The 12,602-nt window shown below is 67.9% G+C and carries 12 protein-coding genes and 2 tRNA genes; 4 read left to right on the forward strand and 10 right to left on the reverse strand.

Translation table 11 applies throughout. The annotated features are described in order from the left end of the window. Positions 1-86: 86 nt before the first annotated feature. Positions 87-893, reverse strand: a complete 807-nt coding sequence (locus tag ACY48E_RS08130; RefSeq protein ID WP_462871640.1) for a hypothetical protein — start codon at positions 891-893, stop codon at positions 87-89. Positions 894-1,122: 229 nt separating this feature from the next. Between ACY48E_RS08130 and ACY48E_RS08135 the strand changes: the two genes are divergently transcribed. After that, positions 1,123-1,497, forward strand: a complete 375-nt coding sequence (locus ACY48E_RS08135) for a hypothetical protein (protein WP_462871641.1) — start codon at positions 1,123-1,125, stop codon at positions 1,495-1,497. 27 nt (positions 1,498-1,524) lie between these two features. Here ACY48E_RS08135 and ACY48E_RS08140 read toward each other — a convergent pair. Next, a tRNA-Ile gene (locus ACY48E_RS08140) sits at positions 1,525-1,598 on the reverse strand. Between the two features lie 251 nt (positions 1,599-1,849). Here ACY48E_RS08140 and ACY48E_RS08145 point away from each other — a divergent pair. Then, positions 1,850-4,060 carry a sensor domain-containing protein gene (locus ACY48E_RS08145; protein WP_462871642.1) on the forward strand — a complete coding sequence of 737 codons (2,211 nt, stop codon included), beginning with the start codon at positions 1,850-1,852 and terminating at the stop codon, positions 4,058-4,060. Between the two features lie 19 nt (positions 4,061-4,079). Here the strand turns inward: ACY48E_RS08145 and ACY48E_RS08150 are convergent, their stop codons facing one another. Then, complete coding sequence (locus tag ACY48E_RS08150; protein ID WP_462871643.1) at positions 4,080-5,042, reverse strand: SDR family NAD(P)-dependent oxidoreductase; 963 nt, start codon at positions 5,040-5,042, stop codon at positions 4,080-4,082. Positions 5,043-5,100: 58 nt separating this feature from the next. Then, positions 5,101-5,745 (reverse strand): PAS and ANTAR domain-containing protein, encoded by a 645-nt coding sequence (locus ACY48E_RS08155; RefSeq protein WP_462871644.1) that lies wholly within the window; start codon positions 5,743-5,745, stop codon positions 5,101-5,103. A gap of 669 nt (positions 5,746-6,414) precedes the next feature. On the opposite strand from ACY48E_RS08155, the gene ACY48E_RS08160 reads away from it, so the two are divergent. After that, a complete protein-coding gene (locus ACY48E_RS08160) occupies positions 6,415-6,537 on the forward strand; it encodes a hypothetical protein (RefSeq protein ID WP_462871645.1) in 123 nt (40 codons plus the stop codon). Between the two features lie 88 nt (positions 6,538-6,625). Here ACY48E_RS08160 and ACY48E_RS08165 read toward each other — a convergent pair. After that, positions 6,626-6,698 (reverse strand) — tRNA-Asn (locus ACY48E_RS08165). A 127-nt stretch (positions 6,699-6,825) separates the two neighbouring features. Here ACY48E_RS08165 and ACY48E_RS08170 point away from each other — a divergent pair. Next, positions 6,826-7,092 carry a hypothetical protein gene (locus tag ACY48E_RS08170; RefSeq protein WP_462871646.1) on the forward strand — a complete coding sequence of 89 codons (267 nt, stop codon included), beginning with the start codon at positions 6,826-6,828 and terminating at the stop codon, positions 7,090-7,092. 27 nt (positions 7,093-7,119) lie between these two features. Here the strand turns inward: ACY48E_RS08170 and dnaG are convergent, their stop codons facing one another. The 5 genes from dnaG to ACY48E_RS08195 all read right to left on the reverse strand — a co-directional run bounded on the left by dnaG (position 7,120) and on the right by ACY48E_RS08195 (position 12,550). After that, positions 7,120-9,069: a DNA primase gene (gene dnaG / locus ACY48E_RS08175; protein WP_462871647.1), complete on the reverse strand. Its 1,950-nt coding sequence runs from the start codon at positions 9,067-9,069 to the stop codon at positions 7,120-7,122. A 54-nt stretch (positions 9,070-9,123) separates the two neighbouring features. Next, on the reverse strand, positions 9,124-10,425 hold the full coding sequence (locus ACY48E_RS08180; protein WP_462871648.1) for a deoxyguanosinetriphosphate triphosphohydrolase: 1,302 nt from the start codon (positions 10,423-10,425) through the stop codon (positions 9,124-9,126). 30 nt (positions 10,426-10,455) lie between these two features. Next, a complete protein-coding gene (locus ACY48E_RS08185) occupies positions 10,456-11,115 on the reverse strand; it encodes a YdcF family protein (protein ID WP_462871649.1) in 660 nt (219 codons plus the stop codon). An 18-nt stretch (positions 11,116-11,133) separates the two neighbouring features. Beyond that, positions 11,134-11,739 carry a response regulator gene (locus tag ACY48E_RS08190; RefSeq protein ID WP_462871650.1) on the reverse strand — a complete coding sequence of 202 codons (606 nt, stop codon included), beginning with the start codon at positions 11,737-11,739 and terminating at the stop codon, positions 11,134-11,136. Positions 11,740-11,824: 85 nt separating this feature from the next. Then, a complete protein-coding gene (locus ACY48E_RS08195) occupies positions 11,825-12,550 on the reverse strand; it encodes a histidine kinase dimerization/phosphoacceptor domain-containing protein (protein ID WP_462871651.1) in 726 nt (241 codons plus the stop codon). Positions 12,551-12,602 lie beyond the last annotated feature (52 nt).

Here is a 12,602-nt window from a genome sequence, read left to right on the forward strand (position 1 = left end):
TCCGTGGCCCCGCGAGGACCGTCCGGTGCCGGAGTCTACCGCTGTGGCCTCGGGCCGGGAGTCGCGAAGTGACGGTTCACCGCAGTTCACCGACTTCGTCTGCCGGACCACCGACTGTGCTCGACCACCATCGACCGACTTTCGGTACCGGTGGCGCGCTCCCACATCGTCGCCGCGTCCCACCACAGCACCTGAGTGCGGAATCGATCGTCCGGATACGGACAGGGATCGACCTCGACGGCAACCTCGGCGCCGCTCTCGAGCCAGATCGGCACTGCGGTTCTGGGCGCGCAGCCGAGGACCCAGCGCGCCCCGAACGCCGACGCCGCGATCGGGATCGTTCGGGCGAGCGCTCGGGCGACGCTGAGGGCGGGCGCACTGGGGTGCCGGTAGGGAACGACGAAGACCCCGCGCATCTCCACTGTTCCCTCGTCCAGCCGAGATCGCACGCGCACGGCGAGGGCATCCGCGCCGGGCCTTCCCGCCCAGACCGCGAGGGTGTGCGAGCGCAGCAGTTCTTCTCCTGCGGTGAGGGTGTCGAAGTGTGCACCCCCCAGCAGTGCACCGGCGCGATCGTGAAGAACCACCGTCAGCGTCGGCGAGGACGAATCGGGTTCGAGAGCGGTGTCCACCGCGGTGTCGACGGCGGTGTCGACGGCGGTGTCCACCGCGGTGTCCACCGCGGCGGTGACGGCGGGGCCGCCGAGCCCGAGGGCGCCCTCCCGATACGAGCGCGCCAGGTGAATGCTCCGCCGCGGATCACCGATGGTGGCCGCCGCGGCGATATCGGCCACCCTGTAGCAGCGCGGGGCGAACGCACGCCGATCGAGGCCATCGCCATCCTGTGCGTCAGCCGGCACGCGGACGAGCACGGGGACGGTGAACCTACCCATCGGCTCCCCTTCCGGTGCGTGCGGCGCGATCCGAGCCGATGAATCTCGACTGTGACACACACCGCAGACCCGGAGTCCAACGCGAGCGGATCGACTCGTTAGTTCGCAGGTCAAAGTAGGAATTCGCGTGTTTCCCGGAGACAGACGCTACTGCACACGGACCGACCGTTCGACCTCGGAGAGCCTGAAGAACAAACCTTGCGACCGTTTTATATGCAAACATCACATCATGCGCGAGCCCGGAACCGACGGTGAGGATCCCGCCCTCTCGGCCTTCTACTACTACGTGATCTCCTCCGGAGCAGCCACGGCCGTGATCGAGGACGGATGCCTGCCCGTCCTGCACAACCCCGCCTGCACGGTTCTGCTCGGGTACGACGCATCCGAACTCGCCACGCTCGTACTGTCCGAACTCGTCCCCGCCGAATTCAGCGACCACATCAGCGACGCATTCTCGCGAGTACGGGCGGCACCGCAGACCTCCGAGTCGTTCGCACTGGACCTGGTGGGCAAACACAGCCGTCGCGTACCCGTGCGCCTGACGCTCACCGGGACCACTGTCGCGTCCCGTGACTTCATTCTCGCGGTGGCCGTCCCCGTCTGAGACGACCTTCGTGCTCGGCGTCGGGAGTGGGGCGGGCGGGGCTCGAACCCGCGACCAATGGATTATGAGTCCACGGCTCTGACCGACTGAGCTACCGCCCCCGAGAGGCCAGGGGCCCCGGCGGGAAGCCTACCGGCACGACCTCGCGGGCGAGTTCCCGCCGTGCCCCGCTCCTGGCGACGACATCGTGCGGTTTTCTCTGATACCGTTATTTGTACTGACAGTTTGTTTACCGCCCGGAAGCCTGTCATTGGATAGTTTCACCGGGATTCATCGGATGCCGTCGCGGTGAACGGGCGGACCTGCGGCCACGACGGGAGGTGGCACCCGCCGGCAACGCGGGCGCCGGTTCATGACACCCAACCCCGATGGCGCACGCCTCGCAGCGAACCGACTGATCCAGATCCACGAGAACAGCCCCGACGCCGTGATCGTCGCCGATCAGCGAGGCACGGTCCTCGACCTGAACCCCGCCGCACGGCGTGTGACAGGGCTGCACGGCCCACACCTCTACCTACGGGTGAGCGACCTCGTGACCGGTGCCACCGACCCGGACCTCGACATCGCCACCGAAGCCCTCACCGCCTCGCAGTGGAGCGGGGAGGCGTTGATCGTCCACACCGAGACGAAGGAGAAGATTCCGGTGTCCACATCCGCGTTCGTGGTCGACGACGGCACCGATCGCCCCGTCGTGGTCTCGGTGCATCGTGATCTTCGCGAGCGGGTTCGTCGTGACGAGGTGCTCCAGAGTTCGCTCGCGGCGTCGACGTACCGCATCGCCGAGCAGCGCATGCTGGCAGAACTCTCGCGCCTGGCACTCGACGGGCGACTGGACGAACTGCTCGCCGCGGCAACCGAGGCCACGGCGTCCGCGCTCGGTGCCGACTGCGCTCTGATCACCCGTGCGAACTCCGCCCCCGCCACCCTCGAGACCATCGCGCACACCGGCTCGCGCCGGGCGTTCGGGACCGCTCCCCCCACCCTGGACTCGCTGCCCGGGTTCGCGCTCACCACCGACACCACCGTCGTGTGCACCGACCCGGTCGCGGAGAACCGGTTCTGCACCGCGAACCTCGTCGAACACGGTGTGGCGGCCGCAGTCGCGGTCCCGATCGCCGGTTCCGGACGTCCGTGGGGTGTGCTGACCCTGGCCGGTCCCATCGGCCCGCGCCTGGGCGCGACGGAGTTGTCCATGCTCGCTGCCGTCACCGATGTCCTCGCATCGGCGATACGTCGCGTCGACCTCGAGTCGGAACTGCGCTTTCGCAGCCTGCGAGATCCCCTGACCGGTCTCCCCAACCGGGTGCTGGCCTACGACCGCCTCGACACCGCTCTCGAACGCGCGGCAGGCAGTCGGGGCCGCGACGGTTCGACGGGTGTCGCGGTCATGCTCATCGACCTCGACGACTTCAAGTCGATCAACGACAGTCTCGGGCACGACGCCGGTGACACCGCCCTGGTGACCATGGCCGCGCGGCTCGCTCGTGCGGCTCGTCCGGGCGATACGGTCGCGCGCCTGGGAGGCGACGAGTTCGTGGCCATCTGCGAGAACATGTCCTCCCTCGACGAGTGTCGCCGACTGGCGAGCGCGTTCTCCGACGCCGTTCGGGCCCCCATCGTGGTGGAGACGACCACCCTGCGCATCACCACCAGCATCGGTATCGCGATGGGAGAGCCGGAGATGACCGGCAGCGAGCTGATCCGGCGGGCCGACGTGGCGATGTACCGGGCCAAGGACGGGGGTGCCGACTGCACCGCCGTGTTCGACACCGATGACAAGGACCAGGCGCGTCGCGAGCTGATCCTGTCCACAGAACTGCGCGGAGCACTCGATCAGAATCGGCTGACCATGAAGTACCAGCCGATCTTCGACATCTCGTCCGGCGCGATCACCGCCGTCGAAGCCCTGGCGCGATGGACGCATCCCACGCTCGGGGAGGTCAGCCCCACAACGTTCGTCAACGTGGCCGAGCGCACCGGGCTGATCAACTCGCTCGGACTGTGGGCGCTGCGGACCGCGTGCGAGCAGGCGGCTTCCTGGCAGTCGATCTCGGAGATCGGGATGCGCGTCAACGTCAGCGCTCTGCAGTTGCGAGCACCCGGCTTCGTGGACGAGCTCGCTGCGGTACTCGCCGACACGCGTCTGCCGGTTCGCAGACTCGGCATCGAGATCACCGAGACCGTGTGGCTGGCCGATACCGCGCAGGTTCGCAACACGCTCACCGACCTCCACGAGATGGGTGTGTCGATACTGCTCGACGATCTCGGCAGCGGACACAGCAGTGTCAATTATCTGAGCCGATACCCGGTGATCGAGGCATTCAAGATCGACCAGGCGTACATCCAGGCGATGCCGGGCCGACGACCCGAGGCGATCGTCTCGGCCATCGTCTCCCTGGCACACGCCTTCGATGTGTCGGTGGTCGGGGAGGGCGTCGAGACGCAGGATCAACTCGATCGGCTGCGCGAGAGTGGTTGCGACCAGGCGCAGGGCTTCCTGCTCGCCGAGCCGGCCACCGCGTCGGAGATGACCACCCTGCTGCTCGAGCGGGCGGCCGGCTAGGCCGACCCCGGTGGCGGCGTCAGTCGATCTCGATGCCGGTGGCCTCGACCACGTTGCGCCACAGAGCATCGCGCGCGGTTGCGCTGTCCCCCGGTGTCAGCGGGTAGTGGGTGCGTCGCACGGACCGGTCGTGCCAGAACGCGCCGTTCGTCGCCAGCGCATCATCGGATGCGGCGAGCCAGACTATGGTGTCCGCCCCTTCCCGGGCGGTGCGCAGCAGCGGACCCAGCACGGTGTCGAAACCCGGCAGCGATTCGCTGACCCCGGGCGTCGCCGCCCACCCCGGATGCATGCTGTGCACCACCGGGTCCTCGGGGCCGGTGAGTGCGGCGGCGAGTTGCTCGGCGATCACCACCTGCATGCGCTTGGTACGGGCGTAGGCGGTGATGCCCTTGTACCCACCTGTCGTGTACTCGAAGTCGTCGAAGCGCAACGGAACCGGGTACATCCCTCCGCTGCTGACGAACACCACCCGCGAGGACCTCGTGAACAACTCACGCACCGCCATGGTCAGGGCTACGGGCCCGAGAACGTGCGTGGCGTAGGCCGATTCGTGCCCCTGCGGAGTCTGCGACCGCTGCGCGGGCATGACACCGGCGCAGTGGATCAGCGCGTGCAGGGTGCTCACCTGCGCACGCAGGGACGTTCCGAACTCACGTACCGAATCCAGATCGGACATGTCCGCTGTACGAACACGCAGTTCGGCGGCAGGGACGGCCGCGCGAATCGCCGCAGCGGTCTCCTCCAATCGGGAACGCGTGCGACCGACCAGGTGGACGCGCGCACCGAGCCGAGCCAGTCCCAGCGCGGTGGCCGCACCGAGGCCGGATCCGGCGCCCGTCACCACGACATCGACGGGTGCCGGGAACGGGTGTGGATCAGCGGGCCAGAAGCGTCGCCGCACGCTCGGCCCGATCCGGGTGTATCCGGGAACCACCGCGAGGTCGAGGGCGGAATCCAGTGCGCGAGTCATTCGTCCCATGCACTCCATGGTGCACGAATCGGGTGCGCGACCGATCGTCGAACGCCGGGCGGCCCCGTCAGGCCCGCGCGGTGACCCGCATGTACGCCGTCATCAACAGTCGTCCCAGTGCGTCCCGGTACGACTGCGGCAGCGTGAACGACTCCCGCACGTCGACCACGATCCGTGCGGCGAGGTCTCGCACCTTGATGTTGTGCGCCTGCGACTGCCATGCCAGAACGTCGAACGCCTTGTCCGCGCCCACCCCGAAGGCGAGCATGAGAATCCCCTTGGCCTGCTCGATCTCGGCCCGTGCATCGACTATGCCCGCCAGAGCATCCCCGACCCGATGCGAGAGCGCGCGCTGGATGTGCTCGGTGACGTCGATCAGGTGACCGGTCACGCGCTCGATCTCGCCTGCGGAGTTCGCATGGCTGCGGGCGGCCATCACCACGTTCCGTATCGCGCCGTCGGGCCGAACGATCCGATAGGCGTACGACGACGGGCCGACTTCGCTGAGCAGACTGTGCACGATGGCCGCTCGGCCCGCTGTGTCGTCGGGGTGGCTGTGACCGAGGACGTTGTCGACGGTCGGAACGTGATCGATGGGGAGTCCGTAGATCTCGTACATCTCCGGCGACCAGGTGAGCACGCCGTCCGCCACGAAGTATTCGAACTCACCTGCAATCGGAACAACGTTCTCGGCCGCCGCTGCCGCCAGCATCGGTCCAGCACCGATCTCGTGGGCAGCGTCGGCTGTCCCTGCACCGATATTTCCGCGGTCGGCACCGTTGTGAGCGTGCACTATTCTTCCCATTCCCCCACAACGAACTTCCACAGCTATAAGTTGGATGGGTAACAAAGTCCCCCGGCACCGCACGGTGCAAAACGAATGGTCTGTGAAGTTCGGATCGCACGCCCCGGAGACACCGAAGCGATGCTGGTTGACACGTTGACGACTCAACTGTATCACCGTCTCTCCTGCTCGTCGCCAGTTCATCGACGTGTCGAAGGCAACTGCAATCCTTGCGAGATACGCTAGAAATAGAAACGTGATTGTTGATTTATATTTTCGTTATACGCGGATCCGAGAACTGACGAATTGGCGGACCTGACGTTCACATCGCAATTCTCCGCCCGTTGGGGGTGAATACGGATCCAGGCCATTGCACGCGCCAACCGGTTGCGCACGACAGGGTTGCGATCCATTGATCGAAGGTTCCGGCAGCAGTGACCGTCACACCCGATAGTCCTGGTGAGCACCGTCACCGTTCGAAGTTCGTGTGAAACGGCGCGGCGGGGGAACCCTTTCGATGCGCATCATGTTCTTCTGATGAGCACGCGGATTCGCATCGGATCCGAGACAACATCGCACAGGGCAAGGAGGTCCGACATGTTCTCGCTCGTCACACTCACCGTGGCCGGTTTCGTCATCCTCGCGTGGGCCAACCTGGCCAGCGGTAGCAGCCTCGACTTCCAGCGTCGACAGGTCTCCAGCGCGTACAACCGGCGCTGACGCTCCGCACGGTCGACAACTGCGAAGGCCCCACAACGAGAAGAACTCCCCCCGATCATGACCGATCGGGGGGAGTTCTTCTCGTCTGCTCCCCCATCTGGACTTGAACCAGAAACCCTTCGATTAACAGTCGAATGCTCTGCCAATTGAGCTATGGGGGACCGCTGCGAACCGAGATCAGACTCTAGCGCACCACGGCGGGTGTCCACACATCGCCCCCGAACCTGCCCGTCGGGCAGGATGGGAGCACGCCCCTCGGGGCCCGAGAAGTGAGGAGAGCGAGAAGCGATGATCCGCCTGCTACTGGGTGCCGCCGCCGGTTACGTCCTGGGAACACGAGCCGGTCGAGCTCGCTACGAGCAGATCAGCCGTGGCGCGAAGGCCGTTGCAACCAGCCCCGTGACCCGCAAGGCGGTGCAGGTCGGGCGTCAGAAGCTTGCAGACACCCTCAGTACGACACCGAAGCTCGAACCGGTGCGCAGTGCGGACGACACCACCGTCTACGTGCCGCACTCGCACTTCTCTGCTCCGTCGAAGAAGCCGAGGAAGCGCTAGCAGCGCCAGCGTCCGGCCGGCGCCGGCTCAACCGTACTCCACGTCGGCAGTGCTGCCCACCGCCTGCTCGAGCAGGCTGCGCCGATACTGCTCCAGGGCGATCAGATCGCCGAACAGAGCGTTGTACTCGTCGGGACTGTCCACCGGTGACATGCGCTGCAGCTTGGACTTCAGCTCGGCCACCTGCCGTCCCACCCACACTTCCTGCAGGCGAGCGAGCACTCCGGCGATGTACCGCGGAACGGACTCCTCGGCAACGGGCATCTCCTCGACCGCCAACTCCGTGACCAACGACCGCAGACCGCGCGTGTCGGCACGATCGCCCACGGCGGCAAGCCAATCCCCTCCCCCGAGCCCGGCAGCCGTGCCGCCCGCCTCACGTACCGAGTCGGCCACCGCGGCGTACGCGGGGTGGCCGAACGTCTCCGGCGGAAGCGAATCGAACACCGATCCTGCAATCTGCGGAAACTGCATCACTGCCTTGAGCGCCTCGCGCTGCGGCCAGAGAGTGGGGTCGGTGCGCTGCGGATGCGGCATCGTCACCGGTTCCGACGGCGCCGAATCAGGTGCCGAGTTCGCCCGGTCGTCACGGGCACGGTCGTCACGGGCACGGACCGGACGCGGCGACGCCCCGTTCCTGGCGAGGCGGGCGGCCTCGTCGCGTACCCGGTTGACGACCATCTTCTCGTCGATCCACCCCACCCATCCGGAGAGCCGGGCCGCGTAGTTGTCGCGCAGTGCGCGGTCCTTCATCTGCGCGACCATCGGCACCGCCCGACGCAGCGCCTCCACCTGCCCCTCGGCGGTGTCGAGGTTGCACTCGGCGAGTACACCCTTGATCGCGAACTCGAAGAGTGGGGTTCGCCGGGCGACCATGTCGCGCACGGCGGCGTCACCGGATCGCTGACGTAGATCGCAGGGGTCCATCCCGTCCGGGGCAACGGCGATGAAGCTCTGACCTGCCAGTCGCTGATCGCCGGAGAACGCCTTCATGGCCGCCGCCTGACCGGCCGCGTCGCCGTCGAAGGTGTAGATGATCTCGCCGCGCCAGAACTTGTCGTCCATCAGCAACCGTCGCAACATCGACAGGTGCTCCTCGCCGAACGCGGTTCCACACGCGGCCACCGCGGTGGTCACCCCGGCCAGGTGCATCGCCATGACATCGGTGTAACCCTCGACCACCACGGCCTGGTGTCCGCGGGCGATGTCCCGCTTGGCCAGGTCGATCCCGAACAGCACGTTCGACTTCTTGTACAGCAACGTCTCCGGGGTGTTGACGTACTTGCCCGGCATGGTGTCGTCGTCGAAGAGCTTGCGAGCGCCGAAGCCGATCACGTCCCCGGCCAGATTGCGGATCGGCCACAGCAGCCGCCGATGGAACCGGTCGATCGGGCCACGCTTGCCCATCCGCGACAACCCCGCGGCCTCGAGCTCGGCGAACTCGAAGCCCTTGCCCTGCAGATGTTTGGTGAGGGTGTCCCACCCGTCGGGGGCGTAGCCACAGCCGAACGTCGCAGCGGCCGCCGCGTCGAAGTTGCGCTCGGTCAGGTAGGCGCGTGCGGTGGCGGCGTCGGGACCGCGCAGCCGCTCGGCGTAGAACGCCTGCGCCGCGGTGTTGGCCGCCACCAGACGCGCCCGAGTGCCGCGGTCACGTTGGACCGACGGTCCGCCGCCCTCGTAATTGATGGTGTACCCGAGTCGATCGGCCAGTTGCTCCACCGACTCGACGAACGTGATGTGCTCGATCTTCTGCAGGAACGTGTACACATCGCCACCCTCGCCGCAGCCGAAGCAGTGGAACGTACCGTGGTTGGGACGTACGTGGAACGACGGACTCTTCTCGTCGTGGAACGGGCACAGGCCCATCATCGAGTCGCCGCGCGGTGCCTTCAGGGCGACGTAGTCGCCGACAACATCCTCGATCCGAGTGCGCTCGCGGACGGCAGCGATATCGCGTTCGGGGATTCGGCCTGGCACGGCGTCGAGTCTAGGTCCCCGATCGACACACCGGCCCCGGCACCGGGCGGCGACTCAGCCCCAGCTGGCCTGGGCTCCGAGGCTGGCACGGTCGACGGCCTCGAGTCGACTCTCGGTGAACGACGCGATCTGGTCGATCACCACCCGAATTCGAGCGGCGTCGTCCGTCGCGGCCGACCACATGGGCACGAACAGCGGGTCCAGACTGGCGGGCGCCGACTGCAGGAACCAGTCCGCGACGCGGTGGATTCGGTCGCGCTGGCGGTCCTGGCGCGCGAGATGACCAGGATCGGACATCACGTATCGCAGAGCGACCGTCTTGAGCAGCGCCACCTCTGCCCGCACCATCGGTGGCACCACCAGGTCGGCGTCGTAGCGGCCCACGGGGCGGCCGTCGGCGGCGGCGCGGGTGGCCGAGACCGCAGCGGTGGTGAACCGGCCGACCAGTTCGCTGGTCAGACGCTTGAGCGCTACCGACTTGGCGAGTGTGCCGTCGAACCCGACGGCATCGGAGACGAACGGCAGTTCCGAGATCCGCTGCGCGGCATCCTCGAGACTGCGCGAATCGAGACCGCGGAACTCCGCCACCCCCAGGTGCGCGAGGGCCGCCTGTTCGGCCGGGTCGGCGAGCGAACGCAGGTCGATGCGACCGGCGATCACCCCGTCCTCGACGTCGTGCACGGAGTACGCGACATCGTCCGCCCAGTCCATTGCCTGGGCCTCGATACACTGCCGCGCCGCGTGCCCCGCAGCGGCGGGCGCGGCCTCGCGAATCCAGGCCAGGATGTCCGCGTCGTCGTCGTACGCGCCGAACTTCGCACCGGGCGACGGGCGCGTCCAGGGGTACTTGATCGCCGAATCCAGCGCTGCCCGTGTGAGATTGAGGCCTGCGCTCACTCCATCCGGGCCGAGGATCTTCGGTTCGAGCCGGGTGAGTATCCGAAGGTTCTGCGCGTTGCCCTCGAACCCGCCGCACGTGCTTCCCACCGCATCGAGCGCCCGCTCGCCGTTGTGACCGTAGGGCGGATGACCGATGTCGTGTGCCAGCCCGGCAAGCTCCACCAGATCCGCATCGCACCCGAGACCCTCGGCGATGCTGCGCCCTATCTGCGCCACCTCCAGGGAGTGGGTCAAGCGGGTACGCGGGGTGTCGCCGTCGCGTGGGCCGGTCACCTGGGTCTTGTCGGCCAGACGGCGCAGGGCAGCGCTGTGCAGCACCCGTGCGCGGTCTCGTCCGAAGTCGCTGCGTGCACCCGCGTGGGCGTCGGTGCCTGGTAGTGCGGCAACCTTGGCGGCCTCCGGCACGGCTCGTTCGCGATCGCGCTGGTGGTAGCGATACACCTCGGCTCCGGTCATCCGCAGTCCCCCGTCATCCGCAGTCCCCAGTCATTGGCCCGCCGTGTACTGGAAGTCGGCCGGGAAATGCGTGAGCTGGTACCACAGCAGGGCGCCGCTCTCGCGTGCGATGCCGTGGATCTGCGACTCGCGCGTGAACACCGCCGGCCCCTGGCGGGTGGGCGCGGTGGTGGCGTCGAGCCCGGCGTCACGGGCCATGGTCCGCGTCCGCAGCGAGTGCCACGGGTCGCTGACCAACGTCACCGAGTTCAGGCCGCGACGGGCGAGCTCCGCCGCCACGGCCTCGATGCTGCGCAGCGTGTCCGACCCCTCCTCGACCGCGACGAGCGCCGTCGCCGGCACACCCTCGGCCTCGAGGTAGTTCCTGCCCGAGGCGGCCTCGGTGAACGCATCACCGACCTGCTTGCCGCCCACTGTGACGATCAGCGGCGCCACCCCCGCGTTGTAGAGCTTGCGGGCACGCTCGAGGCGGGCCTCGAACACCGACGAGGGGGTGCCGTCGTACTGCGCGGCCCCGAGCACCACGATCGCGTCGGAGGGGCTCAGATCGTCCACGCGGGCCACCTGCCACACGCGGAAGGCGGTCCCACCCACCAGGACCAGGGCCATCAGCACCGATCCCACGACGAGGCGTCGCAACCACGAACCCACCGTCGCGCCCGCACGACGAGGTGGGGCGAAGGCGTTCACAGCACTACTGTGCCAGGTCTACAGCCACCCGTTGCCCTCGGCGATCCGAGCGGCCTCCGCGCGTGTCGTCGCACCGGTCTTGCCGATCGCCGCGGACAGGTGGTTGCGCACGGTTCCCTCCGACAGGTGCATGGCAGCCGCGATGCTCGACACCGTCGCCCCACCCGACGCCGCTGCGAGCACCTCCATCTCGCGCGGTGTCAGGGGGGAGACACCCACGGTCAACGCTTCCGCGGCGAGGGTGGGATCGATGACCCGCAATCCCGCGTGGACGCGCCGGACCGCGTCGGCGAGCGCACGGGCAGGAGTGTCCTTGACGACGAATCCGCGGGCGCCGGCGTCGAGTGCACGGCGCACGAAGCCCGGCCGCCCGAACGTGGTCACGATCAGCACACGACACTGCGGTTCGCACTCGCGAAGCAAGGCGGTGGCCTCGATACCGTCCAGGCCCGGCATCTCGACGTCGATGAGGGCGACGTCGGGACGGTGAGTGCGCACGGCACCCAGAACCTCTGTGCCACTTCCCACCTCGGCCACCACCCGCAGATCACCCTCGAGGCTCAGCAGCGCCGCCAGCGCGCCGCGCACGAGGGCTTGGTCGTCCGCCAGCAGGAGCCGGATCACGAGCCCACCGCCGTCGTCACCGAGACCCCGCCGAGAGCCGACGGGGACACCATCAGGGCCGCGCCCACCCGTTCGGCACGCGAACTCAGGCCACGCAGGCCGGTGCCTCCGATGCCGCTCGCCGTTCACCGTCCAGCGTCGGCCGGTTGAGCCCCTCGACGGTGGCCCGAACCTCCGCCAGTGCCGTGCGCGCGAGCCTCTCCACGTCGTGGATCTCGGCCGTCGCGCGATCGGTGTCGATATCGACGAGTCGACCTGCCAGCTCCGCCTTGATCGTGATCACGGTGAGGGTGTGCCCGAGGATGTCGTGCACGTCGCGGCCCACCCGTTGACGCTCGGTCACCGCGGCGAGTTCGGCGGTGCAACGCCGCGTGTTCTGCAGATCGAGGTTGCGTACCAGTTGGCCGATGAACGCGTTGGACGCGAACGCCACCAGCAGCAGCGTCGGGACGAGGTCGTCGATCTCCGTCCACCCGGGGACCACACGCGGAAGCAGATACACCGCACCCACCAGGCCCGCGACGAGCGCGACGGCGACCCGGAGCTCGAACAGGAACAGCGCCACCACGGCCAGGTACACCGTCCCCGCCAACACCGAGACCCCCGCTGCGGGCGCCGCGATCACCAGCAGAGCAACCATGGCGCCCCACACCACCCACCGCCGCGGGCCGTCGGTGGGTGCGAACTCGAGCCTGTCACCGACGCGTCGACCACGGAAGAGGAGGAAGTAACCGACGCCGAACACCACCACCGCCGCGACGCCGACCACGCGCACCGCGAGCGGCGCACTCGAGCGGGCCGCCTCGATCACCGTGCCTGCGAGGTAGAACAGGAACAGCGACGCCAGGTACCAGCCGATGCGT

It is taken from the genome of Rhodococcus sp. AZ1 (genome assembly GCF_054979605.1).

Coding starts and splice junctions, on each gene's coding strand:
- ACY48E_RS08180 (WP_462871648.1), bottom strand. CDS start 10,425: ATGACCGGAGCCGAGGTGTATCGCTACCACCAGCGCGATCGCGAACGA.
- ACY48E_RS08150 (WP_462871643.1), bottom strand. CDS start 5,042: ATGGGACGAATGACTCGCGCACTGGATTCCGCCCTCGACCTCGCGGTG.
- ACY48E_RS08170 (WP_462871646.1), top strand. CDS start 6,826: ATGATCCGCCTGCTACTGGGTGCCGCCGCCGGTTACGTCCTGGGAACA.
- ACY48E_RS08135 (WP_462871641.1), top strand. CDS start 1,123: ATGCGCGAGCCCGGAACCGACGGTGAGGATCCCGCCCTCTCGGCCTTC.
- ACY48E_RS08130 (WP_462871640.1), bottom strand. CDS start 893: ATGGGTAGGTTCACCGTCCCCGTGCTCGTCCGCGTGCCGGCTGACGCA.
- ACY48E_RS08145 (WP_462871642.1), top strand. CDS start 1,850: ATGACACCCAACCCCGATGGCGCACGCCTCGCAGCGAACCGACTGATC.
- ACY48E_RS08155 (WP_462871644.1), bottom strand. CDS start 5,745: ATGCTGGCGGCAGCGGCGGCCGAGAACGTTGTTCCGATTGCAGGTGAG.
- ACY48E_RS08160 (WP_462871645.1), top strand. CDS start 6,415: ATGTTCTCGCTCGTCACACTCACCGTGGCCGGTTTCGTCATCCTCGCG.